At 43.6% G+C, this 25726-nt stretch carries 23 protein-coding genes; 19 read left to right on the top strand and 4 right to left on the bottom strand.

Features of this window, described 5'->3' with window-relative positions:
• Nucleotides 1-106: 106 nt before the first annotated feature.
• The 7 genes from ABS301_RS01735 (at nt 107) to queF (ending at nt 6080) form a co-directional block, all read left to right on the top strand.
• Complete coding sequence (locus ABS301_RS01735; RefSeq protein WP_349670542.1) at nt 107-1483, top strand: 6-phospho-beta-glucosidase; 1377 nt, start codon at nt 107-109, stop codon at nt 1481-1483.
• A gap of 88 nt (nt 1484-1571) precedes the next feature.
• Entirely contained in the window at nt 1572-2912 is a 1341-nt protein-coding gene (locus ABS301_RS01730) for an FAD-binding oxidoreductase (RefSeq protein ID WP_349670541.1), read from the top strand.
• A 265-nt stretch (nt 2913-3177) separates the two neighbouring features.
• Nucleotides 3178-3615, top strand: coding sequence for a 6-pyruvoyl trahydropterin synthase family protein (locus ABS301_RS01725; protein ID WP_349670540.1), 438 nt, complete (start codon nt 3178-3180; stop codon nt 3613-3615).
• Complete coding sequence (gene queE / locus ABS301_RS01720; protein WP_349670539.1) at nt 3602-4270, top strand: putative 7-carboxy-7-deazaguanine synthase QueE; 669 nt, start codon at nt 3602-3604, stop codon at nt 4268-4270. The genes ABS301_RS01725 and queE overlap by 14 nt, the downstream gene beginning before the upstream one ends.
• A 20-nt stretch (nt 4271-4290) precedes the next feature.
• The gene (gene folE / locus ABS301_RS01715; RefSeq protein WP_349670538.1) at nt 4291-4857 is read left to right on the top strand and encodes a GTP cyclohydrolase I FolE; all 567 of its coding nucleotides are present in this window, start codon (nt 4291-4293) and stop codon (nt 4855-4857) included.
• Nucleotides 4858-4890: 33 nt separating this feature from the next.
• The gene (gene queC / locus ABS301_RS01710; RefSeq protein WP_349670537.1) at nt 4891-5580 is read left to right on the top strand and encodes a 7-cyano-7-deazaguanine synthase QueC; all 690 of its coding nucleotides are present in this window, start codon (nt 4891-4893) and stop codon (nt 5578-5580) included.
• Nucleotides 5581-5582: 2 nt separating this feature from the next.
• Nucleotides 5583-6080, top strand: a complete 498-nt coding sequence (gene queF / locus ABS301_RS01705; RefSeq protein ID WP_349670536.1) for a preQ(1) synthase — start codon at nt 5583-5585, stop codon at nt 6078-6080.
• 2 nt (nt 6081-6082) lie between these two features.
• On the opposite strand, the gene ABS301_RS01700 is transcribed toward queF, so the two are convergent.
• From ABS301_RS01700 to ABS301_RS01685, 4 genes are all read right to left on the bottom strand, one after another.
• A complete protein-coding gene (locus tag ABS301_RS01700) occupies nt 6083-7045 on the bottom strand; it encodes an aromatic acid exporter family protein (RefSeq protein WP_349670535.1) in 963 nt (320 codons plus the stop codon).
• 26 nt (nt 7046-7071) lie between these two features.
• Nucleotides 7072-8403: an esterase/lipase family protein gene (locus ABS301_RS01695; protein ID WP_349670534.1), complete on the bottom strand. Its 1332-nt coding sequence runs from the start codon at nt 8401-8403 to the stop codon at nt 7072-7074.
• A gap of 75 nt (nt 8404-8478) precedes the next feature.
• The gene (locus ABS301_RS01690; RefSeq protein WP_349670533.1) at nt 8479-10086 is read right to left on the bottom strand and encodes a response regulator; all 1608 of its coding nucleotides are present in this window, start codon (nt 10084-10086) and stop codon (nt 8479-8481) included.
• A complete protein-coding gene (locus ABS301_RS01685; RefSeq protein WP_349670532.1) occupies nt 10064-11719 on the bottom strand; it encodes a sensor histidine kinase in 1656 nt (551 codons plus the stop codon). Before ABS301_RS01685 ends, ABS301_RS01690 begins: the two co-directional genes overlap by 23 nt.
• A gap of 62 nt (nt 11720-11781) precedes the next feature.
• Between ABS301_RS01685 and ABS301_RS01680 the strand changes: the two genes are divergently transcribed.
• The 12 genes from ABS301_RS01680 (at nt 11782) to aroE (ending at nt 25709) form a co-directional block, all read left to right on the top strand.
• Nucleotides 11782-12516 carry a carbohydrate ABC transporter permease gene (locus ABS301_RS01680; RefSeq protein WP_349670531.1) on the top strand — a complete coding sequence of 245 codons (735 nt, stop codon included), beginning with the start codon at nt 11782-11784 and terminating at the stop codon, nt 12514-12516.
• Between the two features lie 75 nt (nt 12517-12591).
• Nucleotides 12592-12894 carry a DUF3892 domain-containing protein gene (locus ABS301_RS01675; RefSeq protein WP_349670530.1) on the top strand — a complete coding sequence of 101 codons (303 nt, stop codon included), beginning with the start codon at nt 12592-12594 and terminating at the stop codon, nt 12892-12894.
• 175 nt (nt 12895-13069) lie between these two features.
• Nucleotides 13070-13564 carry a MarR family winged helix-turn-helix transcriptional regulator gene (locus tag ABS301_RS01670; RefSeq protein ID WP_349670893.1) on the top strand — a complete coding sequence of 165 codons (495 nt, stop codon included), beginning with the start codon at nt 13070-13072 and terminating at the stop codon, nt 13562-13564.
• A 24-nt stretch (nt 13565-13588) separates the two neighbouring features.
• Entirely contained in the window at nt 13589-15319 is a 1731-nt protein-coding gene (locus tag ABS301_RS01665) for an ABC transporter ATP-binding protein (protein ID WP_349670529.1), read from the top strand.
• The gene (locus ABS301_RS01660; RefSeq protein WP_349670528.1) at nt 15316-17157 is read left to right on the top strand and encodes an ABC transporter ATP-binding protein; all 1842 of its coding nucleotides are present in this window, start codon (nt 15316-15318) and stop codon (nt 17155-17157) included. Before ABS301_RS01665 ends, ABS301_RS01660 begins: the two co-directional genes overlap by 4 nt.
• Before the next feature lie 14 nt (nt 17158-17171).
• Nucleotides 17172-17852, top strand: coding sequence for an efflux RND transporter periplasmic adaptor subunit (locus ABS301_RS01655; protein ID WP_349670527.1), 681 nt, complete (start codon nt 17172-17174; stop codon nt 17850-17852).
• 22 nt (nt 17853-17874) lie between these two features.
• Entirely contained in the window at nt 17875-19047 is a 1173-nt protein-coding gene (locus ABS301_RS01650) for an efflux RND transporter periplasmic adaptor subunit (RefSeq protein WP_349670526.1), read from the top strand.
• Between the two features lie 32 nt (nt 19048-19079).
• A complete protein-coding gene (locus ABS301_RS01645; RefSeq protein ID WP_349670525.1) occupies nt 19080-21221 on the top strand; it encodes a glycoside hydrolase family 95 protein in 2142 nt (713 codons plus the stop codon).
• A gap of 288 nt (nt 21222-21509) precedes the next feature.
• The gene (locus tag ABS301_RS01640; protein ID WP_349670524.1) at nt 21510-21875 is read left to right on the top strand and encodes a DUF4180 domain-containing protein; all 366 of its coding nucleotides are present in this window, start codon (nt 21510-21512) and stop codon (nt 21873-21875) included.
• A gap of 173 nt (nt 21876-22048) precedes the next feature.
• Complete coding sequence (locus ABS301_RS01635) at nt 22049-22885, top strand: sugar phosphate isomerase/epimerase family protein (RefSeq protein ID WP_349670523.1); 837 nt, start codon at nt 22049-22051, stop codon at nt 22883-22885.
• Between the two features lie 14 nt (nt 22886-22899).
• A complete protein-coding gene (locus tag ABS301_RS01630) occupies nt 22900-24822 on the top strand; it encodes an oxidoreductase (protein ID WP_349670522.1) in 1923 nt (640 codons plus the stop codon).
• Between the two features lie 17 nt (nt 24823-24839).
• A complete protein-coding gene (aroE, locus tag ABS301_RS01625; RefSeq protein ID WP_349670521.1) occupies nt 24840-25709 on the top strand; it encodes a shikimate dehydrogenase in 870 nt (289 codons plus the stop codon).
• Nucleotides 25710-25726: the final 17 nt, after the last annotated feature.

Here is a 25726-nt window from a genome sequence, read left to right as displayed (position 1 = left end):
GAACAAATGCCAAAACACCCATGCTTGTTCCCAAAGAAGGCAAATCCATTTCCTTTCTAAGATTTTTGGAGTATGCTTTTTTTATCAAATACAAGGAGGTAAGCAGATGAAAGAGAAAATTAAAATAGTAACTATCGGAGGCGGGTCCAGCTATACCCCCGAACTGATAGAAGGCTTTATCAAACGGAAAGAGGAACTTCCCATTGGAGAAATCTGGCTGGTGGATATTGAAGAGGGAAAAGAAAAGCTGGAAATTGTTGGAAACCTTGCAAAACGTATGGTGAAAGCAGCAGGTCTTGACTGGAAGGTTCATTTAACTCTGGACCGGAGAACGGCTTTAAAGGATGCAGATTTTGTTTCCACCCAGTTTCGGGTAGGACTTTTGGATGCACGGATTAAGGATGAACGGATTCCATTGTCACACGGTGTAATCGGGCAGGAGACCAATGGTGCAGGCGGCATGTTTAAGGCGTTCCGTACTGTTCCAGTCATTCTGGAAATTGTGGAGGATATGAAGGAACTCTGTCCGGATGCCTGGCTTGTGAACTTTACAAACCCCTCCGGCATGGTGACCGAAGCAGTGATGCGTTACGGCAAATGGGATAAGGTAGTAGGGCTGTGCAACGTTCCCATTATGTGCAGAAAAATTGCGGCAGGGGCTTTGCAGGAAAAGGAAGAGGATTTGTTTTTCCGTTTCGGCGGCTTAAACCATTTTCACTGGCACAGAGTATGGAATCATGAGGGTGTGGAAAAAACAGGAGAAGTTCTTGAGACGGTATATACAAAGCCGGATGGTCTTAAAAATGCCATGCAGGGGCTGAAAAGTTCCGGAGTTCAGAACATTCCGAATATCGCCTTTTTAGCGGATCAGATCAGAGATCTTGGAATTATTCCATGTATGTATCACCGGTATTATTACATTACGGATGATATGCTGAAGGAAGAGCTGGAGGCATTTGCAAAAGGGGAAACCAGAGCTGAGCTTGTAAAGAAGACGGAAGCAGAACTTTTTGAACTTTATAAGGATCCTGATTTAAGTATTAAGCCGGTTCAGCTGGAAAAGCGGGGCGGTGCATTCTATTCCGATGCTGCCTGTGAGCTGATTGCATCCATTTATAACGACAAGAAAACCACCATGGTTGTGAGCACCAGAAACAACGGAGCAATCTCCGATCTGCCGGATGATGTGGTTGTGGAAGTCAGCAGCATTATTACAGCAGGCGGTCCGGTGCCCATCTCATGGGGCAGCTTTGATTCTTCCACCAGAGGGCTGCTGCAGCTGATGAAGGACATGGAGCTGACTACGATAAAGGCAGCAGTAACCGGTGATTACGGAACTGCACAGCAGGCATTTACCTTAAATCCACTGGTACCCAGCGGTAAGATCGCGGGTAGTATCCTTGATGAACTTTTAGTGGCTCACAAAAAGCATCTTCCCCAGTTTCAGGAAAAGATTGCGCAGTTAGAAGCAGAGGGGAAATAATCAGCCGGACAGCCATAGTACCCTGTTGATAGACAAACTCATATTATACAGTATGAATCTGAATATTTGAGAAATGCCGGTGATAAAAGTGAGTCTATATAAAGGTGGTTTAACAGGAGTAATTATTACTCCCTGCCAGAAAGAATATGAAAAGGCAAGGCAGGAGTGGAACCGGGCGGTTCAGAAATTCCCGGAGGTAATTGTTTATTGCAGCCAGATCTCTGATATACAAAATGCTGTACATTATGCAAGACGGCATGAGATGGGAATACGAATCCGGTCAGGCGGTCATCATTATCAGGGTTATTCCACCGGAGATGGGGTAATGGTGATTGATGTGAGTCCGATGAAGGACATCCGCCTCTCTGGTTCCGGGCAGTGTATTGTCATGGAAAGCGGTGTTCAAAACCGGGAAGTGTACAATTTTGCAGGAGAAAAGGGGTATCCCTTCCCGGGAGGAACCTGTCCTACCGTTGGTGCAGCTGGATATACACTGGGAGGCGGCTGGGGATATTCAAGCCGTTTCCTGGGGCTGGGTTGTGACAGCTTAAAGGCTGTGGAGATGGTTAATTATGAAGGTGAGGTATTAACTGCTGATGAAACCTGTAACCCGGATCTGTTCTGGGCCTTAAGAGGAGCAGGGGGAGGTAATTTTGGTGTTGTTACCTCTTTAAGGTTTCAGCTGCCGCCAAGGATAACAGCAGTAACTCTGGTGGAACTTGAGTATACCAAACCTGGTCTTGAGGAAATGGCGGGATTTTTAGGAGTCTGGCAGAAATGGCTGGTGGGTCTGGATCCGAGAATTACCATGAATATCAGTATGTACAATTCGCCGCAGGACGGACTTGGGATTTTCGGGAGAGGTTTGTTTTATGGTTCAGCTAAGGAAGCCGCGGCCATATTGAACCCTTTTAAAAGGGACGGGGCGGTTTTATCTTATGAGGAACTGCCGTTTTTTCAGGCTATGGAAAAAATACAATCTTCCTATCCGGATTCTGAAAAGTTTCAATCCACTGGACGCTTTGTTCAAAGAATGTACGGGGCAAAAGAGCGGCTGCAGATTGCCGGACTCATAGCAAAACAGGCGGAAGGCTCGGTTTATGCGGCAGTCACTGTCTATGCACTTGGCGGTAAGATTAAAGATGTAAGCCCTGTCAGCACAGCTTATTTTTACAGGGATGCGTCTTATATCATGGGGATTCAGTCGGTATGGGAAAATGATTGCTATGGGGAGATTAACAGGCAGTGGCTCTATCCCAGATTTCAGTATCTAAAGTCAATCACGGAAGGCTCCTATATTAATTTTCCTTATAACAGGCTGACTGATTATGAGAAGGAGTATTACGGCGAGAATGTCTGCAGATTAAGACAGACAGAGAGTCGGTATGATCCTTACCATGTATTCAGTTTTCCTCAGGCAATCCGGTAACAGGTAAAAGGCAGCCCCTTGTCTTGACGCACAGTAAAAACGGTGTTATACTTTTAACCGCATAGAAGACAGTTCATTAGTACCATCCTGTCTATAAACAAAACTAGGGCTGATTTTAATATTGTTGGAAGAAAAGTTATCGCAGTTATTCTAGCTTTTTTTTCGTGCAGATAGAGAAAGCAGACATAGTCATATGTCTGCTTTTTTTGCAATAATACGGCAAAGTTAAAATTCCGCCTCTGAAATTCGAAAGGACAATGAGACAATGTATTATCTGGAAACAGAACAAAGTTTTGACTCCGCTCATTTTTTAAAGGGCTATGATGGAAAATGCAAAAATATCCACGGTCACAGATGGCGGGTTGTAATTGAAATTGAAAGCCCCGCACTTCAAAAAGAAGGACAGACACAGGGGATGATTGTTGATTTCTCCAAGCTGAAACAGGATTTAAAAGAAGAAACCGATTATTTCGACCATTCTCTGATCATGGAAACAGGCTCGTTAAAGCCTAAAACCCTTACGGCCCTTAAAGAAGAGGGCTTTTTACTGGTGGAAGTGAATTTTCGCCCCACTGCAGAAGGATTTTCAAGATACTTTTATGAAAGAATGAGCCAAAGAGGTTATGATGTGAAAACTGCCAAAGTGTATGAGACTCCTGCAAACTGCGCTTCCTACGGGGAGGATAGCCATGGCAGATTATAATGTGGCGGAAACCTTTGTAAGCATCAACGGAGAAGGAGTATATGCAGGTCAGCTGGCTGTATTTATCCGTTTTTATGGATGCAATCTTTCCTGTTCTTACTGCGATACCGCCTGGGCCAAAGATGCCCTGGTACGCGGAAAAACAATGAGTGAGCTTGAAATTTATGAATACATAAAAGAAACAGGTATTAAAAATGTAACACTTACGGGAGGCGAGCCCCTGATCCAGCCTGGCATCGGAGATCTTCTTTCTCTTCTTTTATTAGACGAGGAACTTCGTGTGGAGGTTGAAACAAACGGAAGTGCAGACCTTTCAACTTATCAGAGAGAAACAAATGCACTTACCTTTACCATGGATTATAAACTTCCGGGAAGCGGAATGGAGGCTGCAATGCAGCTTTCTAACTTTGATTATTTAAAGCAGAAGGATACGGTAAAATTTGTTGCAGGAAGTATAACGGATTTAAGAAAGGCTGTGGAGGTGATTTCCCGCTATCAGCTTTCCGGCCGGTGCCATCTCTATTTTAGCACCGTATTTGGAAGACTTTCATTGCCTGATGTGGTGGAATTTATGAAACAGAACCGGTTAAATGATGTGACTCTTCAGCTGCAGCTGCATAAAATCATCTGGGGATCCGATGCAGTGGGCGTTTAATCAGAAGGGAGAGATGCAGAGTGGCTATTGATACAGACGCAATCCAGACCCATGTGAGAGGGATATTAAAGGCACTGGGCGAGGACCCGGACAGGGAAGGCTTAAAAGATACGCCGTCCAGGGTTGCGAAGATGTACGGAGAAGTTTTTGAAGGGATCAATTATTCAAACCATGAAATTGCACTGATGTTTGGAAAAACCTTTGAAGAGGATATGAATACAAACGGTGTGGGAGATGACATGGTGGTAGTAAAGGACATAGAAGTGTTCAGCTACTGCGAACACCATATGGCGCTGATGTACGATATGAAAGTTGCCGTGGCTTATATACCAAATGGGAAAGTGATTGGATTAAGTAAAATTGCCAGAATTGCAGATATGGCAGCCAGGAGACTTCAGCTTCAGGAGCGAATTGGTTCCGATATAGCAGAAATCATGGCAGAAGTTACCGGTTCAGAGGATATAGAAGTGGTGATTGAGGGCAGTCACAGCTGTATGACTGCCAGAGGAATTAAAAGTTCTTCGGCCAGGACGAAAACAGTCACCTTAAGAGGACGTTTTAAGTCGGAGCCGGAATTACGCTTATGAAAATTGGATAAGGAAAAAGAAACGGAGAGAAAGATGAAAGCACTGGTATTATTAAGCGGGGGTGTTGACAGCGCCACCTGCCTTGGTATGGCAATTGAAGAATATGGCAGAAAGAATGTCTGTGGTCTGTCCATTTCCTACGGGCAAAAGCATGCAAAAGAGCTGGAAGCTGCAAAAAAGATTGCAGATTATTATGAGATAGAATTTATAAGTCTGGATTTAAGCAGAATATTTGCTTACAGTGACTGTTCCTTATTAACCCAGTCTCAACACGAGATACCAAGAGAAAGCTATGCAAAGCAGCTGGAAAGCAGCGAAGGCAAACCGGTATCAACCTACGTTCCCTTCCGCAACGGATTGTTTCTTTCCTCTGCCTCCAGCATTGCCCTGTCAAAAGGCTGCAGCGTGATCTATTACGGAGCTCACAGTGATGATGCAGCAGGGAATGCCTATCCGGACTGCAGCAGTTCTTTTCAGGAAGCAATGAGCCGTGCCGTTTACATTGGAAGCGGAAATCAGCTTACCATAAAAGCCCCATTTGTGTTATGGACCAAGGCAGAGGTTGTGGAGCGGGGATTGATGCTTCATGTCCCTTATGAACTGACATGGAGCTGCTATGAAGGCGGAGAGAAACCATGCGGAAAGTGCGGTACCTGTATAGACCGTGCAGAGGCCTTTGCAAAGAATGGAATGGAAGATCCGGCATGGAAGAAAGGAGAATAAAGATGTCAGGTAGAAATTCAGAGGAAACTAAGGGACTGACCCATCTGGGAAGCCAGGGAACTGTTTATGAAACGGATTATAATCCGGGAGTGTTAGAGACCTTTTTAAACAAGCATCCCGATAACGATTACTTTGTAAAATTTAACTGTCCGGAATTTACCAGCCTTTGCCCGATTACCGGACAGCCGGATTTCGCCTCTATCACCATCTCTTACGTTCCAGGGGAACAGATGGTAGAGAGTAAATCCTTAAAGCTCTATTTATTCAGTTTCAGAAACCATGGAGATTTCCATGAGGACTGTATGAATATCATTATGAAAGATTTAATTGCATTAATGCACCCCAAATTTATTGAAGTGTGGGGAAAATTCACTCCCAGAGGCGGCATTTCCATTGATCCCTACTGTAACTATGGAAAGCCGGAAACCAAATGGGAAGAGGTGGCATGGGAGCGGCTTACGTCCCACGATCTTTATCCGGAGCGGGTGGACAATCGTTAGGATTAACTGCTGTGGTTTAAGATGAATTCCCGTTTAATTAACAGGAGTCTGTGCAATTGCTTTAAGATGTAAAAGAGTATGGCTCTTGCTTCAAATTCTTCTCTGCTTATGGGGAGCTCATGATCTTTTAAATCCAGCAAAAGCAGATTTAAATCCTTTAACAGTCCCTCCACCGTGTTATCTCTGTGGTAGCCCTGCTCGATTCTCGCTAACAGCTCAGAAACTTCCATTGCTTCTTTTGGAAGACAGGAAATCGACCGGATATTTTCATAGATTTCATAAAGCTGAAGGCTTTGCTGCCTGCGCATTTCAATATAATCAACTTCGTAGGTATCTTTTTTAAACAGAGCATTGTTATAATTCGTTAAGGCACAGTCTTTGGCTGTACGGAGGGCCTTTTGCAGAGACAGAAGGTCCGCCGGTGTGCAGCTGTCTTTGTCTTCAGAATAAAGAAAACAGGACATCTGGCTTAAGGTGTCTTTGATACGGGTATCCACTTCGTCAGAAAGCCTTTTAAATTCATCTTTCCTTCTTCGCAGGTGAAGATTCACTAAAATTCCAACTGTTGTACCGATCAGAAAGAGCGCTGCCTCATTGGCGACCAGAGCTGCAGTCATAGACCGCTCAGTCAGAAAATGGGTGATAAGTACGGAATCCATGGCTATGGCTTCGCCCCAGTCTGCATAGAAGCACAAAAGAGCGAAGAGAAATAAATATCCCGCAAATGCAGGAAGGGTGAACCCCAGAATTCCAAAAAGGAAACGGGCGATCAGGAGAGCACACACAAAAGCCAGTGTCCGGTTTCTGGCACTTTTTATGGTTTCTTTCTTTGTATTCTGAATGCTGAGCACTGTAATGATTCCGGCGGTAGCGGAATAACGAAGCCCCAGTTCTCCGGCAATTGCAATGGAGAGCACGGCGGCTACTGCTATTTTTAAACTTTTTATAATGGTATCCTTATTCATGGCTCCTCCTTTCTGGATTCCTTCCGTTAATATCCCCGTTCTTTCAGCTTGTGGATCAGATCTGTATAGAATCCCATCACATCAAAGCCTTCTATGTTCTTGCGTGTTAAGTCAATGACATCTCCATGAGAGATTCCTTGTTTTCCTTTTGGTTTCAGTACTCCTAAATCATTTCCCCAAACCATGGAACTGGTAGAAACCAGACCGTCGTTCTTACCGCCTCCAAAAATACGGATGATCATATAACCCAGATTCAGAGGAAACATGGCACTTTTTGCAGAACCCATCTGAGATCCTGTACTTTGACAGTATACACCGGGAGCATCAGTCATAATCCCATTGAGCCGGGCACATTCTCTGTCAGTTAAATCCCTTAATCCGCTTAAAAAGTCAGGATTGTCATCACCAAGAAGAGTAAACATGGATTCATATTTTTTCCCGATGAATTTAACAAATTCAGGAGAGATACGGTCAAGAATCCGGCATACATAATTGCAGCCGTAGTGAGGGGTATTGATGGTTGTGATGGAGGCGACATACCGATCCATGCCAAGACAGCTGACTGCATACCGGCTGTCAAGCCCTCCTTTTGAATGGGCGATGATATTTACTTTCTCACAGCCAGTATCTTTTACAATCTTTAAAATACAGGCTTTGATTTCTTCTGCACATTGTTCCACAGAAGCGGAAGACTGATGGTTGCTGTAAAAAATGGTGGATCCGTGCCGGATTAATTCGTCAGGAATTCTTCCCCAATAATTAAAGTTTTTCCAGTCTCTGAAAAATATACCGTGAACCATTAATATGGGGTATTTGGTCTTACATAATTCTTCTTCTTTCCATTTCTCGTAGAACTGCTGCTTTTCCATTGAGAAATCATATTCTTTTCGCGATACTTCAATGAAACTGTGAAGCAGAAACAGATTGAATCCTGGAATCCACCAGAACAGCAAAAGTGCAATCCTTTTAAAAAATCCAAGCTGTCCCGAACAGGTAAAGATCCGTATGATCCCATTCATAAACAGTAAATAAAGCAGAATGGCGCAGATGATACCATTTATAATAAGAAGGCGTGCCGGTGTATCTGTCTTGAAAATCAGAAATAGATAAATTGCTGTTTCAATCAGAAAAGTCATGATTGAAGCAAGCACCAGTTCGTAGCCGCCATGGAGAATTTTAAGCCTTTGCCCCTTGCAGCTGGTATTCACAGGTATAATATGGCAGTAAAGATAAAAAAGCATCAAACCAGTACAGGAGAGAACACGTATCAGTTTGTCTGGCATCATGGGAGACAGCAGCACCAGATTATATAAAAGCATGAGGAAAAAATAACGGATCGTTCGTTCTATGTAAGTCAAAGCAATTCCTCCTTTTTTTGACTTAGATTGTACCACATTTTCCCTGATCTGGATAGAGGAGTATGTTCCAGCCTGTCACCACCGTCCGATTATCGTTTCTAAATAGGTTTTCGGCGTAGTGCCCATACGTTTTTTGAATACTTTAAAGAAATATGCGTAATCCCAGAATCCGGATTCCGCTGCAATTTTATGAAAGTCCCGTTCGCCAAGCTCCAGCATACCTACGGCGGATGCGATCCGGATGGAGTTTAAGTATTCGGTAAAACCCTGACCTGTTTCGTTTTTAAAAATAGTGCTTAAATATCCGGCACTGATTCCGATTTCCTCTGCCACACTTTGCAAAGAGACAGATCCCGCATAATCCCGGTTGATGTATCCGATTGCAGCTTTTACATAGCAGGAATCACCTGGCATCTGACGCTTAAGTTCCCCGCACATGTTTATAAAGCAGTCAAGGAACCACTGACAAAGCTGGGGCAGCGTATTAAGCTGGATAAAAATCTGATCAGGAGCTGCTTTGCCGGCGATGATTTTTCCCAGATCCAGTTGATTCTTTTTGGAAATCCGGGTGATAATGCTGAGCAAATCCGTGCATTTCATCTGCACGTTAGAGCGGGTCTCTTTCTGGTCAATCATAGTTTGAAACAAGTCTTTAATAAGTGTCTCTGTTTTTATAGTCTCTCCTTTTAAAACCAGGGTAAGAAGAGTCTTTTCCAGAGAATAATCAAGCCCGGTTAATTCTGATGGCTGGGGAATCAAGTGACTGGAATGAGGAATGGACTGCTTACCAGAGTAAAAAATAAGCCCTGTGGTCTCCAGTGCTTTTGCATAGGAATGTCCCACTCCCCATATCTGCCGGGAAAGTTCCCCTACACAGAAACTAACGGATATGTTTAAATAATTTTTGTAATTAGATGAAAGCTGGTGCAGAAGGCTATGAATGGTTTCCTGTCTCTTTGCCTCGCTTGCTTCGTGGGCAAAGGAAAGGAGAATGCAGTAGATTCCCTGTTCCATATGCGTGAGGATACCTGCGGGATAGCTGCTTAGTATTTCATTGCCGATGTTGCAGATGGAAAAACTTAAAATGTTTCGTTTCTTCATATTGCTTTCCTGTTCCAGTTTAACATAATCATCGATGGAAAGAATAATGGGAATGACTTCAGTCATATCCAGACGGATACCAAGAATTTTTAAATTGGCTTCAATCTCTTTTTCCGACAGGAAAAGCTGACCCAGTAAATCTGCCACAAACTTTTCTCTTAAAGCGGATAAGCTGCGGTCAGGAAACGCCTTTGTGTCATTTTTTATGTTGAGAGTTTTCTTTAAATCTTCCAACAGAGACAAAAGTGATTCTTTGCTCAGCTTATGTTTTAGCATATAGTCCAGGGCACCATTCTTTAAAGCGCCACGCACATAGGGATAATCGTCATAATTGCTCAGTGCTATGAAGATAATGTCCGGATATTGTTCCCTCACCCGCTTGCATAACATCAGTCCATCCATATCGGGCATTTTCATATCTGAAATAATAATGTGTGGTTTCGTCTCCCGGATTTTATCGAGAGCAGTTACGCCATCCCCAGCTTCTGCACATATGGTAAAATCACTGGATAAATCAGTAAACAGCAGCTTTAGATGGTTGCGTACCAGCAGTTCATCATCAACGATTAAAATTCGGAACATAGTGGGATACCTCATTTTCTGTAATAATGGGGAGCAGTATTTCAAACCGGGTAAAAACTCCCGGCTGACTGATAATTTCCATTTCATAATCATTGCCGAAGTACATATGTAAGCGTTCTCTGATGTTGTGGATTCCAATATGTCCTGCATTCTCGTTCTGGTTGTGATTCATTATTTCATGAATTCGTCCATCATTCATTCCAAGACCGTTGTCTTCTACAATAATCTTCAAAAACTTCTCATCAAGCAAATAATCCACAAGCAGAATACCTCCGGTTGCCTTATCTTTTAAACCATGCTTTAAGGAATTCTCAACCAGCGGCTGAACCAGCAGTTTTGGCACCATACAGCTTCTGGCTTCCTCTGAAACACGGATGCGGGATTGAAATGCATTGGTATAACGGTAATTTTGTATTTCCAGATAGGATATTACAAACTCCCCATCTTCCTCTGCTTTCAGGAAAGAACGTCCATCCATGCTGATATGCATGAGAGATGACAGGGACTGAGCCACGTTTCCTATGTTTTCTGCTCCCTGAAGGGAGGAAAGAAATTTAATGGTGTTTAATGTGTTATATAGGAAATGAGGATTCATCTGGAACTGAAGTGCTGCAATCTCTGCCCTGCGTTTGCCTTCTTCCTCCCTTTTCACCTCCAGAAGCAGAAGCTTTATCCGCTTAAGCATAGCCTGGAACTGACTGGACAGTGCGCCGATTTCGTCTTTCGTCTGAATGGAAACATTAAAATCCAGATAATCTCCATCAATCAGCTTTACGGCATTGGCAAGAATACGGATCTGCCTGGTGAGTAAGGTGGTGATGAAAAAAACGGTTCCGATTAACAGGAATAGAAGAAACAGCGTTATCAGGATTATATTGTGCAGAGTACTGGTAAATGCAGTAACGATCTCCTTTTCCGGAATCACACTTAATGTGGTCCAGTTTGTGAGGGAGGAGGTGTGGTACACCACAAGCATCTTTTCCTGTTCCGGGCTCATCATAAGAAAATGGCCTGACGCAGACAAGATATTATTAGTAATTTCAGGAAGAACCTCTTTGTTCAGTTCCATATTCAGCAGATTAAATGAGGGACAAAAAAGAACCCTGCCGTCCTCTCGATTGATTACATATAAGGATGAGGGGGAAGGAGAACTGGTATCAAAGCACTCCTGAAATAAATCGGAGTTGATGTCTGCAATCACAAAGCCAATTTTCTGATTGTTATAATTGTAAACCGGTTTCAAAACCGAAAAAGCCATGTCCTTCTGGGTGTTATACCATTGTCTTGGGAAATGGGGCGGTATCAGTACCAGTGAATCTTCGCTGTCTTTGATTAAGGAAATCCAGTTGTTCTGGGCCATGGTCTCATAGGAAGTGGGGATTCCGTAAGTGATGGTATTTCCTTTGAAATCACTGAGCATCAGACCATTTAAATTACTTTTGAAGCTGCATAAGCTGATTAAATAATCAGAAGCGATTTTCCGATAACTGACAATCTCTGCTCCTGTTAAATCATTTCTTGATAATATGGTCAGGATATTGGCGGAGAGGGAGTTGCTGGAACGGACTGAAGTCAAAGCGGCCACATTGATGATATCCTGTACCTGGTTTTCAAATATAGTATTGGAAACCAATTATCCTCAATCTGGTGCTGTGGCTGTGTGCCTTTCTCATTCTGATTCCGGTATACATGGTAATGATTAATTCCTTTAAGAATCAGTCAGAAGCGGCTAAGATGAATATGATGCTTCCCACTCAGTGGCAGATTTTTAAAAACTATTATGACATGATAAAAGAGGGAGGGATATTGCGGGGATTTGTCAACAGCACTGTAATAACCGTAATCTGTGTTTTATTTCTGATCATTTTATGCTCTACGATGGCATTTGTATTGGAGAGAAGAAAAACGGTGTTATCACGCATGGTGAATATGGCGGTGATTTTCGGGCTGGTACTCCCTCTTCAGATCATACCAACTTATTTTGTTTGCAATTTTCTTCACCTGACACATGAGACAGCGGCAGTCTTCGTACTGATTGCAGCAAACATGTCTTTTACCGTTTTTTTATACACAGGCTTTATAAAAAGTATTCCGCAGGAGATTGATGAATCTGCCTGGATCGACGGAGCTGGTCAGACAGAGCTTTTTTTCAGAATTATATTTCCCCTGCTTCAGCCTGTTACAATTACGGCTGTCATTATTAATTTTATGGCTGTGTGGAATGATTTTGGAATATCCATTTATTTCTTAAACAGCGCGAAAAATTATACATTGCCTTTGACTGTTTATAATTTCTTTGGAAATCACAGCTCAGACTGGCAGCTGGTCTTTGCAAATGTAGTGTTATCCACCCTTCCTGTGGCAGCAGTTTATTTACTTCTTCAAAAATATATTATACCAGGCATGACCTCCGGAGCTGTGAAAGGCTAATTAATACTGAATAATCCGGGAGAATATTGAAACACTAAAAACGAATTGGTCATGTTAAGAAGGAGGCAAATAACAATGTCAGAAAATAAGACAAAAGGTGCTGGAGCCGATCTGGCCATGATGGCTCTTGATGATATCCCATCACCGAAGGCAGATGCAAAGGAGATTGTTGCTCTGGTAAAAGAAAGCGGCCGGGTAACCGGATACCAGTTGTCTGACGGCAGAACACTGAATAAAGAAGAAGGTGTCATGCTTGCCAGACAGGGTGAGATAAAGGGTGTCGGTGTAGCTTCCAGAAATGGCAATGAATACTTAAAATCACTTCCTGACGGAACAGAGAATAATAATTTAAGTAATCTGCCATCTGTAAAAAAATAACAGAATGTTAAAAAAAGGTTCAGCCCTCTGCGGGCATGGACCTTTTTTTGTTTCGGTGTTAAAAATCTGAAAGGAAAAAAAATACATATTGACACAGGAACTGGAGAAGAGTAGAATGATGAACGTTGGTAAATGTTAATGGTGTTAAGTAATTAAAAGGGGATAGAAAATTTTGATGGATGAAAAAGAAAAATACATAAAAAAGGTAAAAACCCACCTGGCAGTCATGATGGGGAAAGGGAGAAAAGTGGATAAAATCCTGCTGTCCCAGGGACTGACCCGTCTTGAACTGTTTGCGATTCAGCAGATATATGAAGCAACGAACGGAGATCAGGAACAAAAGGGCATTTATGTATCGGCACTGGCAAAAAAAATGGATATTGTCTTACCTTCTGCATCCCGTACTTTAAATTCCCTGGAAAAGCGGGGACTGATATCCAGGGAGATTGATCCTGACAACAGAAGGAATATTTGTGTCATGCTTACGGAAAAGGGATATTTCGTAAGAAAAAAGTGTCTGGAGAAAGTGAATCTGCTGGTGGGAAGAGTTGTAGAAGGTATGGGAATGGAAGATATGGATCAGCTGATCACATTATGGAATCGTTTTATTGATCAGATGGAACGTGCAGTGAATGATATGACGGAAGAAATTGACGAAACGACAGATTGATGAAACAGAAAAGAGGGAACTGACTTGAAGGTATTTTTCCGATATTTCAAACCCCATTTGATATCGTTAGCAGCGGTCATGCTGCTGCTGTTCGGGCAGGCTGCCTGTGATTTATCGCTTCCGGATTATATGTCTGATATCGTAAATAAAGGTATCACTTCGGGAGACACGATGTACATAGTCAAAGCCGGATTTCAAATGATGGGAATCGCCTTTTTAAGCGCGTTCTGCACCGTAATCGTGGGACTGATCGGTGCGAGAATGGCAGCAGGCATATGCCGGAATCTGCGGCAGGATGTATTTACCAGAATTGAGAGTTTTTCCAGTGCGGAGATGGAGAAGTATTCCACTTCTTCGTTAATCACCAGAACCACCAATGATATTACCCAGATCCAGCAGCTGATTGTTATGCTGATCCGTATCGTGTTTTATGCGCCCATACTTGGAGTCGGCGGCGTCATTCATGCCCTGGAAAAGGATAAATCCATGTCCTGGATTATCGCCTTATCTGTGGGATTACTGCTTGTGATGATTTTTTCCATGATGATGGTGGTTATGCCCAGGTTTCAGTATGTGCAGAAGTTAATCGACCGGCTGAACCTGGTCGTCAGGGAAAGCCTTGACGGAACTCTGGTAATTCGAGCATTTAATACCCAGAGATTTGAGGAAAAGCGGTTTGATAAGGTGAATGCCAGGCTGACGGACACAAATTTATTTGTTAACAGAGTTACCTCCGGCATGATGCCGGCCATGATGCTAATCATGAATCTGACCAACTTATTAATCGTCTGGGTGGGATCAAAGGCAGTATCCAGCTTTAAGATGAAGGTAGGAGACATGATGGCATATATGCAGTATGCCATGCAGATCATTATGGCTTTTTTAATGATGGCAATGATGTTTATCATGATTCCAAGAGCCATTGTATCCATAAAGAGGGTGGTCGAAATACTGACTACGGATTCCACCATCACAGATCCCAAGGTAGCTGCAGTTATCTCTGAAACACCCAAAGGGACTGTGGAATACAGGGGAGTATCCTTTCAGTATCCCGATGCCGATGAAGCGGTTCTTCACGATATTACATTCACGGCACTGCCAGGTCAGACAACTGCTTTTATCGGAGCAACCGGAAGCGGAAAAAGCACACTGGTCAACTTACTTCCCCGCTTTTATGATGTGACAGGGGGAGAAATCTTAATTGACGGCATTGATATCAGAAACTGGCCGTTAAAAAAGCTGAGAGACATGATTGGATTTGTGCCCCAGAAGGGAATCTTATTTTCCGGAACAATCGAGAGCAATTTAAAATATGGTGACAGAGAGGCCAGTAAAGAAGTGGTGGAGGAAGCAGCCAATACTGCTCAGGCAGAGGAATTCATTGATTCCAGGCCCGAAGGCTTTTTAACAGAAATTGCCCAGGGAGGCCAGAATGTATCAGGCGGTCAGAAGCAGCGTCTTTCCATTGCAAGAGCACTGGTTAAAAGAGCACCGGTTAATGTGTTTGACGACAGCTTTTCCGCTCTGGATTTTAAGACAGATGCAAAGCTTCGAGCTGCGCTGAAAGATAAAACAAAAGACAGCGCCACCATTTTAGTGGCTCAGCGAATCAGTACCATTATGAATGCGGATCAGATTATTGTTCTGGATCAGGGCAGAATTGCGGGGAAAGGGCCACACCGGGAGCTGATGAAAACCTGTGAAGTATACCGGGAAATCGCGCTGTCACAGCTGAGTGAGGAGGAACTGAAATGAGTGAAGAAAAATCCTCAGGCGGACCCATGGGCCGGGGCGGCGGACTTGGCCAGAAGACTGAAAAAGCAAAGAATTTTAAAGGCACCATGCTCCACCTTGCCGGGTATCTAAAACATTACAAGGCTTCCGTCATTGTTGTAATCCTGTTTGCGTGCTTTTCCTCCGTATTTTCCATTGTAGGGCCTAAAGTTTTAGGAAAAGCCACCACCAAGCTTTTTGAAGGACTGATGGCATGGGCCATGGGAACCGGATTGCTAACGGATTTCCGCTATATCAGAAATCGGCTGCTGCTCTTAGTTGTCCTGTATCTTGTATCGGCTCTCTTTTCCTATCTGCAGAGTTACATTATGTCAGGGGTCAGCATGAAGATCACCTATGAGCTGAGAAAAAACATATCGGAAAAGATGAACCGCCTTCCGTTAAATTATTATGATACCAGAACTCATGGAGAGATTCTTTCAAGAATTACTAATGATGTGGATACGGTAAGCCAGACATTAAATCAGAGTCTGACCCAGATGATTACATCGGTGACTACCTTAATCGGTATCGTAGCCATGATGCTTTCTATCAGCGTACGAATGACCCTGGTGGCAGTTTTGGTATTGTTTGTATCCATGGGATTAATCGTTACCGTAGTGAAAAAGTCCCAGAAATATTTTTCCCAGCAGCAGAAGAGTCTGGGAAATTTAAATGGTCATATTGAAGAAATATATGCAGGCCATAACGTGGTTCAGATTTTTAACGGAGAGAAAGAAGCCATTGAGAAATTCCGGCTGATTAACGATAAGCTCTATGGATCTGCGTGGAAATCCCAGTTTTTATCGGGAATGATGATGCCCATTATGTCTTTTGTGGGTAATCTTGGATTTGTGTGTGTCTGTCTATTAGGCGGATATTTAACGGTGAAAAAGGTAATTGAGATCGGTGATGTTCAGGCATTTATCCAGTACATGAGATCCTTCATGCAGCCAATCTCCCAGATTGCCAATGTTTCCAATACTCTGCAGTCAACAGCTGCGGCAGCAGAACGTGTATTTGAGTTCTTAGATGAAGAGGATGAAGTCAGTGAGACAGAAAGCCCCATCGTGCTGCCTCAAGTTCATGGAAATGTGGAATTTAAAAATGTCTGTTTTGGTTATCAGCCGGATACCATGATTATCAATCATTTTTCTTCCAACGTGGAGGCTGGGCAGACGGTTGCCATTGTAGGTCCCACAGGAGCCGGAAAAACTACCATAGTCAAGCTTCTGATGCGTTTCTACGAGCTTAATTCGGGGCAGATCTTAATTGACGGTCATGACAGCCTTACCTTTACCAGAAGAGATTTACGTGCCATGTTCGGCATGGTGCTTCAGGATACCTGGCTTTACAACGCTACGGTAATGGATAACATCCGCTACGGAAATTTTGATAAGACAGATGAAGATGTGATAGCGGCAGCAAAAGCGGCTCATTGTGATGAATTTATACGAACACTGCCGGGAGGTTATCATATGGTGATTAATGAAGAATCCAGTAACTTATCCCAGGGGCAGAAACAGTTGTTAACCATTGCAAGAACCATTCTGGCAGACCCGAAAATCCTGATTCTTGATGAAGCAACCAGTTCCATTGATACGCGGACGGAGGTCTTTATCCAGAGAGCCATGGATAAATTAATGAAAAACAGAACCAGCTTTGTCATTGCCCATCGTCTTTCCACCATCCGGGATGCGGATATGATTCTGGTTATGAAGGATGGCGATATCATTGAACAGGGAAATCACGAAACATTGCTTGAAAAGAAAGGATTCTATTCCGATCTGTATCACAGCCAGTTTGCAGAACAATCATAGCGGAGGATAATGATATGCAGGAAAACAAACACATCAATATTGAAGATCAGGAGATCAGTAAGGGAACAGGAAAACTGAAAAAAGTACTCATTCCCCTTTTGCTGGCAGTCGTTCTTTTGGGAGGAGCAGCCGCAGGATATTTCTATTATGTAAGTACAAACTATTTTAAAACTGACAATGCCAGAGTGACAGCAAAGCTGTATTCGGTAAAAGCCGTGGCTAATGGAAAGCTTTTATCCTGGGAAGTAGAAAATGGAGATCTGGTGGAACAGGATCAGGTCCTTGGACGTGAGGAAACCCTTCCATATATTACATCACCCATAACCGGAACCGTAGTAAAAAATGAAGGAGCTGCCAATCAGGCAGTTGCCATGGGATCAGAACTGGCAGTGGTGGCAGACACCTCGGATCTTTATATTGGGGTAAATGTGGAAGAGACAGATATTATGAAGATAAAGCTGGGACAGAAAGTGGATATTAAACTGGATGCCTATCCTGGAAAACTGTTTAAGGGGCAGGTAATTGAGATCGATCCCGCAACACAGACCTATTTTTCAGGAGGAACCAGTTTTACCACCAGTGGGGACTATACAAAGGTGACACAGCTGATACCGATTAAGGTAGCAATTGAAAATCAGCAGAATCTTCCTCTTGTTTTTGGAATGAATGCTTCTGTGAAAATTCATTTAAAATAATAGTCTGAGAAGGAGAAAACGGATGAAGAAGATAACAGCAGTTTTAATGGTAACAGCAATGCTTTCGTCGGCTCTTGCAGGCTGTGCGGGAGCTGGAAAACAGACAGAAGTAACGGTAGCTGCAGCGAAAGAAGGAAAAGATTTGTCTGCCATGGTATGGCAGGGAACAGTAGAGGCTTTAAGCAGCGTTGATATCATTCCCGTTGCAAGCGGTAAGGTGACCCAGATCTTAGCCAAAGAAGGTGACCATGTGGAAGCAGGTGCTCCCTTGTTTCAGATCGACAATCAGGATGCCAGTCTGCAATTAGAGCAGACGAAGGCCAGTTTCCAGGCAGCCCAGGCTTCTTATGACAGCGCACAAAAAGCAAATCAGTTAAATACAGTGGTTAAGCCAGCCCAGATCAGCTTCACCACAGCAAGTGATAATTTTAACCGGATAAAAGTCCTTTATGAAAGCGGTGACGTATCCCAGGCAGACTATGAGGCTGCAAAGGCCCAGGCGGATGTGGCTCAGGTTCAGCTTCAGGCAGCACAGAACAGCCAGACAACTACCAGTGAGGTGACAAAAGCTCAGCTTGAAAGTGCCAGGGCAGCCCTTAATATTGCCCAGAAAAGATACGATGACTGCATGGTATCATCACCCATAAAAGGTCTGGTAACAAAAATAAATGTGGAAGCAGGCCAGACGGTTTCACCCCAGATAAAGGCTGCCACAGTGATTGATGACAGCGGTAAAAAAGTGGAAATAAAAGTTGCTGACATGGATATTGACCAGGTTAAAACAGGAACAGAGGTACAGGTAAATCTTCAGACTCTTGGGGAGAATTTAAAGGGCAGTATCAGCGATGTCTCTGCAGTCAGTGATTCCAGTACGGGAATGTTTCTCGTGACGGTCACTTTGGGTGAGGATAGTACAAACAGCGCAATCGGTCTTATGGCAGATATCCGACTCTCCGACAATAAGGAAGAAAATTCTGTCTACATTCCAGCTAAGTCTGTTCAGACCGATGATACGGGATCCTATGTTTATAAAACCGCTGATACCAGTGCGGTGAAAGTTCCCGTTACACTGGGAAAGAAAAAGAATGCTTATATTGAAGTGACCCAGGGACTTTCCACCGGTGACCTTGTTGTTTTACAGAGCAGTAAACCATTGACAGATGGAGAAAAAATCAGTATATTGACTGTGAAGTAACAGGGTAAAACTGGAAAAGGGGAAATTTTAATATGAAGCTATTCTACACTGAACCGGCGAGTAAGTGGGAAGAAACCCTCCCAATCGGTAACGGGAGTCTGGGTGCCATGATATGGGGAAGTACAAAGAGGGAGTGTCTTGGCCTCAATGAGGAAAGCCTCTGGTCAGGATACCGCCATGACAAAAACAACCATGATGCCTTTCCTTATCTGGAACAGTGCCGCAGACTGGTGGAGCAGGAGGAGTACGTACAGGCAGAAGAATTGATCCGTAGTCATATGCTGGGAGAATACAATGAATCCTATCTTCCTCTGGGAAATCTGTACATGGACTTTGATTATGAAGGAGAAGTCTCGGATTACAATCGAGTCCTGAATCTGGATCAGTCAGTCAGCAATGTAAGCTACAAGGTAAACGGTGCAGGCTATTCCAGAGAATACTTTGCAAGCTATCCTGCCAAAGCGGTATTGATAAAGCTGGATTGTGACAAAAAGGCGATTAATACGCTGATTTCTTTTGAATCCCAGGTGCAATATAAAGCGGAGTATGAGAAAGATGGAATTAAGATCAGCGGAAAATGTCCGGAGCATGTAGACCCTTCCTATATAGATTACAGCAAGAATCCTGTAATCCAGGGAGAAAAAGGAATGGAGTTTCACGCTGGTTTACATATTCTTTCCTGTGACGGAGAAGTATCCGGTGAAAAAGAAGGGCTTCGCATTAAAGACGCTTCAACAGTAATTCTGGCACTTTATGCAGTGAAAGAGCCTGCTTTTGACCATTTAGCAGCGTACGATACCTTAAAAGAGCAGCATGTCAGTGATTATAAATCCATTTATGATAAAGCAGAGCTCTACCTTGGAGAGCAGTTAGATATCCCCACCAATGAAAGACTGAAACGGCTTCGTGACGGGGAAAAGGACAATGCACTTTACGGCCTCTATTTCCAATATGGAAGATACTTACTCATCAGTTCCTCCAGAGAGGGAAGTCTTCCCGCTAACTTACAGGGAATCTGGAGCTGGCAGTTAAGAGCTCCCTGGAGCTGCAACTGGACTACCAACATCAACGCACAGATGAATTACTGGCTTGCACAAAGCTGTAATTTGCAAGAGTGCCTGCAGCCTTATTTCGAATTTGTAAAATGGATTTGTGAGGAAGGAAAGAAAACAGCAGAAGTCCATTATCAGTGCCGTGGTTTTGTACATCACCATAACGCGGATTACTGGTGCAATACCAACCCGGTAGGAATGGCTCATGGAGAAGAAGAGGGAGAACCGGAAAGCGTTACCTGGTCTATGTGGCCCATGGGCGGCGCGTGGTTAACCAATGAGCTGTTTAAGCATTATGAATACAATCCAGATCGGAAATTTCTTGAGGAAACGGTGTATCCAATTTTAAAAGAAGCCGCTCTGTTCCTGGTTGACTGGTTGTATCTGTATAACGATCAGTATGTAACCTGTCCATCCACATCGCCTGAGAATAAATATAAAGTTCCAGGCAGGGAAGACAGCACAGCGGCAGTGGCAATGTCAACGGCAATGGATCTTGAGATTATCCGGGAAGTCTTTGGAAACTTTGAGAAAACCTGTGAAATTTTAGGAATAGACGATGAAGTATTACCGGAAATTGCAGAAAGACTGAGCAAACTTACTCCTTTTAAAATCGGAAGCAAAGGCCAGCTTTTAGAGTGGCATAAGGAATTTGAAGAGCCAGAGCCCGGTCACCGCCATGTTTCCCATTTGTATGGACTGTTTCCGTCTGAGCTGTTTGAAGGAGACGAAGAATTGACAGAGGCATGCAAAACCTCTCTGCTTCTGCGTCTGGCAAACGGAGGCGGATATACTGGCTGGAGCTGTGCCTGGATTATCAATCTCTTCGCCACACTGGAAGATTCCCAACATGCTTATGAGTATTTAAAGACTCTTCTGACCAGATCTTCTTATGACAATCTCTGGTGTGCTCATCCGCCGTTCCAGATCGATGGTAATTTCGGAGGAACTGCCGGAATCGCCAACATGCTGGTACAGGAGCGGGGCGGCAAGGTTAAAATACTTCCGGCCCTTCCTGCTGAGTTTGAGAATGGCTACGTAAGAGGTCTTAGAATCAAAAATGGTAAGACAGTAGATATTAAATGGAGCAATGGAAAATTAGAAGATTATAAAATATATTAATACGATTCATGAACGCAGTCACTGCCGGTATATTCCGGTGGCTACTGCGTTTTTTTTGTTGCATAATGGATTTTCACTTTTCTTTCTGGGAACACTTTTTTATGTAAGGAACAAATTTCCATTGCTAACTGTTTGAGGAAAAGATAGGATGCTTTATTCTTATAAAACTGCGGACAGGCTTCATAAACTGCTCCCACATTCTCAAATTAACGTTTTACCCCGGGAGGGGCATTCCATCAACAGGTTATCCGCAGAGATAATGAGTTTTTTAAAAGGAGATTAAGAGTTATGAAGATCGATATAATTACCCAAAATGGAATTTCCATTGCAGTGATATCAGGAGAAGAACTGTTGATTCAGGATGTTGGCTCAGCCCTTGATTTAATGGCGCAGGTAAAATATGAGTCCGACAGCAGCAGATTCGTGGTATCAAAGGAAGCCATTACAGAAGATTTCTTTTGCCTTAGTACCCGGCTAGCTGGGGAGATCTTACAGAAGTTTGTAAATTACGATGTAAAGATGGCAGTGATCGGCGATTTCTCCGGTTATACCAGCAAGCCTCTCAGGGATTTTATCTATGAAAGCAATCACGGTTCAGATTTCTACTTTGTTTCAGATCTGCAAAAGGGAATTGATAAACTGGCGGCAATATAAAAACTGAGGGATCAATGCGAATGATGCACTGGTCCTTTTTTTATGCCTGATCTATATAAAATATTTATAGATACAGGTAAAACAATCAATTTGTTTTCTAATAGAAAACAATATATAATGAAAATATGTTATGAATTTAACAATCATTTTGAAATGTAAAAGGAGAGCGAATCATGTCAGCGAAACACCCAATAACAATCAGTTCCTGGACGTTAGGAGATCAGATTTCGTTTGAAGAACGTGTGAAAGCTGCCAAAGAGGCGGGGTATGAAGGAATTGGACTTCGGGCAGAAACCTATGTGGATGCATTGGCAGAGGGACTGCACGACAAAGACATCCTGGCAATTTTGGAAAAGTATCAGATTGCCTGTACGGAAGTAGAATACATCACCATGTGGGCGGAAGAAAACAGAAGCTATGAACAGATGTATAAGGAGCAGATCTGTTTCCATATGTGTGATTTATTTCATGTCGGTCATATTAACTGCGGTCTCATGGAGAATTACTCTGTGGAACATACCGCACAGAAGTTAAAAGAACTCTGCCAGAGGGCAGGGGAACGTATCATCGGCGTGGAACCAATGCCTTACAGCGGGATTCCTGATTTAAAAAAGGCTTGGGAAGTGGTTAAGATGTGCGGCTGTAACAATGCTAAAATCATACTGGACACCTGGCACTGGGTCCGGGCGAACCAGCCCTTTGATCTTTGCGGTGTTCCGGGAGATGCCATTGTTTCCATACAGATCAACGATGTCCATGACAGAGCATATGCGCCTTCCGTCTTAAGGGACGAATCCATGCATGACAGACTGGCACCCGGAACCGGTTTTGGCGATACAGCCGGCTTTATAAAAATGGTAAAGGATGCCGGGGTATTGCCAAAGGTTGTAGGTGTGGAAGTTATTTCCGATTTCTATATTGCAAAGGGAGCAAAAGCTGCCGCTGAGGAGACATATGCCGGTGCAGTCAACGTTTTAAAAGAGGTATGGCCGGAACTACTTGACAACTAAAGGGGAGAGATACAGTGAAATTTGAGAATATGTTCACACCGGTTACCATCGGTCCTGTTACGGTTAAAAACCGTTTTGTGGTCCCGCCCATGGGAAATAATTTTGCAAATGGGGCTGGAACCCTCAGTGACCGCTCCAGAGATTATTATGAAGCCCGTGCAAAAGGAGGGTTTGGCCTTGTTACCGTAGAGGCAACCGTGATTGACAGGACAGCAAAAGGGGGACCAAGAAAGCCCTGTCTTTATGACGACAGTGTGATACCCAGTTTTAAACTGGTGGCAGATGCCGTTCACGCCTGGGGGGCAAAAATATCCGTTCAGCTTCAGCATGCAGGTCCGGAAGGGAATGCAAAGCTGGCAGGATATCCCATAAAAGCGCCAACTTCCATCGCCAGCCATACAGGAAAGGATGTTCCAAAGGAGATAACCACTAAGGAACTCTACGCTCTTATTGAAGAGTACGGAGATGCAGCCCTTCGTGCTAAAAAGGCAGGCTTTGACTGTGTGGAAGTACATATGGCACACGGCTATCTGGTCAGCAGCTTTATATCCCAGAGAACCAATAAACGGGTGGATGAATTCGGAGGCAATTTTGAGAACCGCATGCGTCTGTCCCGGCTGATTCTGGAAAATATCAGGAAAAAGACAGGGGACAGCCTGGGCATTATCTGCAGAATTAACTGCAGCGATGATATACTTGGCGGAATATCCTTACAGGATGCGGCAACAGTAGCCGCGTATTTAGAAAACTGCGGAGCCGATGCCATTCATGTATCCAGGGCAGTCCATATCCGTGATGAGTTTATGTGGGCACCAACCTGCATCCATGGAGGATTTAATGCGGATTATGTTACTGAAATTAAAAAGGCAGTTCAGGTTCCGGTTATTATGGTAGGACGGTTTACAGAGCCTTATTATGCAGAACTCATGGTGAAAGAGGGAAGAACCGATCTTGTGGCATTCGGGCGCCAGAGCATTGCTGATCCGGAGCTGCCGGTAAAAGCATTTAAGGGAGAAATGGAAAGTCTGACACCGTGTATTGCCTGTCTTCAGGGCTGTGTAGCCAATATGTTTCAGGGAAAACCCATCGAATGTCTGGTAAATCCCAGAACAGGCAGGGAAGCAGAACTGGAAGCTGCGGCAGTTAAGAAAAAGGTTCTGGTGATTGGCGGAGGTGTTGGGGGTCTCTATGCTGCTTACATTGCCGCACTAAGAGGCCATGAGGTGACTCTTTGCGAAAAGAAAGAGGTGTTAGGAGGCAATATGCGCCTTGCAGCCTATCCACCGGGAAAAGGTGACATCGTGGGTATGGTGCGAAATTACATCGTACTTTGTCAAAAGGCAAATGTAACGCTTCTAACCGGCATGGAGGTGACAAAGGAGTATATAGAGGAAAATGCTCCCGACGCTGTCATTGTTGCAACTGGTGCCAGCCCTCTCATTCTTCCAATACCGGGAATCAGGGATTCTTCCATTCTCTCAGGAGATGATGTGCTTTCAGGGGAAGCGCAGTGCGGACAGAAGGTACTGGTTGTAGGTGGTGGAATGGTTGGATCGGAGCTGGCAGCGTTCCTTGGAGAAGCAGAGCATGAGGTCACCGTGATTGAACTGAGGGATAAGATAGGAGCGGATGTAATCAGTGAACACCGGAAATATTTAATGAAGGATTTCAGTGATTACAGTATTACTACCATAACCGGTGCAAAAGTCAGTGAATTTCATAAAGACGGAGTGTCCTATACACTGGAAGACGGCACCCAGAATTGCATAAACGGATTTGACTCGGTCGTTCTTGCCATGGGATATCGGAATTATAATCCATTTGGAGAAGATGTTGACAAGCTGGCAAAAGAAGTGTATGTTATCGGTGATGCAGTGAAAGCAAGAAGAGCGCTGGATGCCACAAGAGAAGCATACGAGGCAGCAAAAAATATCTGATAATAAGGAGAGCAAAGATGGAAAAGAGAATTTCTGGAAGAACAGGTTTAATGGGATTAATTGGCTCACCGGTAGGACATTCCGGTTCCCCCGCTATGTACAATTACAGCTTTGAAAAGCTGGGACTGGACTATGCATATCTTGCTTTTGATATCAAGGTAGAAGAGGTAGAACAGGCAGTTGAGGCCGTAAAAACCTTAAAGATGAGAGGCTGCAACGTAACCATGCCCTGCAAAACAGAAGCATTAAAATACATGGATGAGCTGTCTGATGCAGCTCGTATTATTGGCGCTGTCAACACCATTGTAAATGAAGACGGAAAACTGATCGGGCATATAACAGACGGACAGGGATTTGTAGATAATTTAAGAGATCACGGCGTTGAAATAAAAGATAAGAAGATTACCATATGCGGAGGCGGAGGCGCAGCGACTGCCATACAGGTGCAGTGCGCCTTAGAAGGAGCAAGGGAAATCTCCATTTTTAATATTAAGGATGCATTTTTTGAGAGAACTCTGGAAACAGCAGAAAAAATCAGACAGGAAAGACCTGGCTGTACAGTCAGCGTATTTGACATTTCTGATATGGAAACCATGAGAGAAGAAATGAAAACCAGTGACATTTTTGCCAATGCTACAATTGTAGGCATGAAACCCATGGACAATGAGAGCGTGGTAAAAGATGTTACCATGTTTTACCCGGGTCTGGTAGTGACAGATGCGGTTTATAATCCAAAAGAAACGAAAATGCTTAGAGAAGCCAGAGAAGCAGGCTGTACCTGCATTGACGGGCAGGGAATGCTTGTCTGGCAGGGGGCAGCAGCCTTTAAGCTTTATACAGGACAGGAAATGCCTGTGGAAGGTGTAAAGGATCTGCTCTTTCGCTAACGGAAAGAGAGTTATAA

Source organism: Lacrimispora sp., assembly GCF_031982545.1.
In the GTDB taxonomy this organism is placed as follows: Bacteria; Bacillota; Clostridia; order Lachnospirales; family Lachnospiraceae; genus Lacrimispora.
This window is presented reverse-complemented; position numbering and strand designations above follow the sequence as displayed.

Bases quoted from the DNA above. Each gene is read 5' to 3' on its own strand.
- queC (WP_349670537.1), top strand. From the start codon at position 4,891: ATGAAAGCACTGGTATTATTAAGCGGGGGTGTTGACAGCGCCACCTGC.
- ABS301_RS01680 (WP_349670531.1), top strand. From the start codon at position 11,782: ATGATTAATTCCTTTAAGAATCAGTCAGAAGCGGCTAAGATGAATATG.
- queF (WP_349670536.1), top strand. From the start codon at position 5,583: ATGTCAGGTAGAAATTCAGAGGAAACTAAGGGACTGACCCATCTGGGA.
- ABS301_RS01725 (WP_349670540.1), top strand. From the start codon at position 3,178: ATGTATTATCTGGAAACAGAACAAAGTTTTGACTCCGCTCATTTTTTA.
- ABS301_RS01660 (WP_349670528.1), top strand. From the start codon at position 15,316: ATGAGTGAAGAAAAATCCTCAGGCGGACCCATGGGCCGGGGCGGCGGA.
- ABS301_RS01640 (WP_349670524.1), top strand. From the start codon at position 21,510: ATGAAGATCGATATAATTACCCAAAATGGAATTTCCATTGCAGTGATA.
- ABS301_RS01690 (WP_349670533.1), bottom strand. From the start codon at position 10,086: ATGTTCCGAATTTTAATCGTTGATGATGAACTGCTGGTACGCAACCAT.
- ABS301_RS01650 (WP_349670526.1), top strand. From the start codon at position 17,875: ATGAAGAAGATAACAGCAGTTTTAATGGTAACAGCAATGCTTTCGTCG.
- ABS301_RS01635 (WP_349670523.1), top strand. From the start codon at position 22,049: ATGTCAGCGAAACACCCAATAACAATCAGTTCCTGGACGTTAGGAGAT.
- ABS301_RS01700 (WP_349670535.1), bottom strand. From the start codon at position 7,045: ATGAATAAGGATACCATTATAAAAAGTTTAAAAATAGCAGTAGCCGCC.
- ABS301_RS01670 (WP_349670893.1), top strand. From the start codon at position 13,070: ATGGATGAAAAAGAAAAATACATAAAAAAGGTAAAAACCCACCTGGCA.
- queE (WP_349670539.1), top strand. From the start codon at position 3,602: ATGGCAGATTATAATGTGGCGGAAACCTTTGTAAGCATCAACGGAGAA.
- ABS301_RS01645 (WP_349670525.1), top strand. From the start codon at position 19,080: ATGAAGCTATTCTACACTGAACCGGCGAGTAAGTGGGAAGAAACCCTC.
- ABS301_RS01735 (WP_349670542.1), top strand. From the start codon at position 107: ATGAAAGAGAAAATTAAAATAGTAACTATCGGAGGCGGGTCCAGCTAT.
- ABS301_RS01655 (WP_349670527.1), top strand. From the start codon at position 17,172: ATGCAGGAAAACAAACACATCAATATTGAAGATCAGGAGATCAGTAAG.
- aroE (WP_349670521.1), top strand. From the start codon at position 24,840: ATGGAAAAGAGAATTTCTGGAAGAACAGGTTTAATGGGATTAATTGGC.
- ABS301_RS01675 (WP_349670530.1), top strand. From the start codon at position 12,592: ATGTCAGAAAATAAGACAAAAGGTGCTGGAGCCGATCTGGCCATGATG.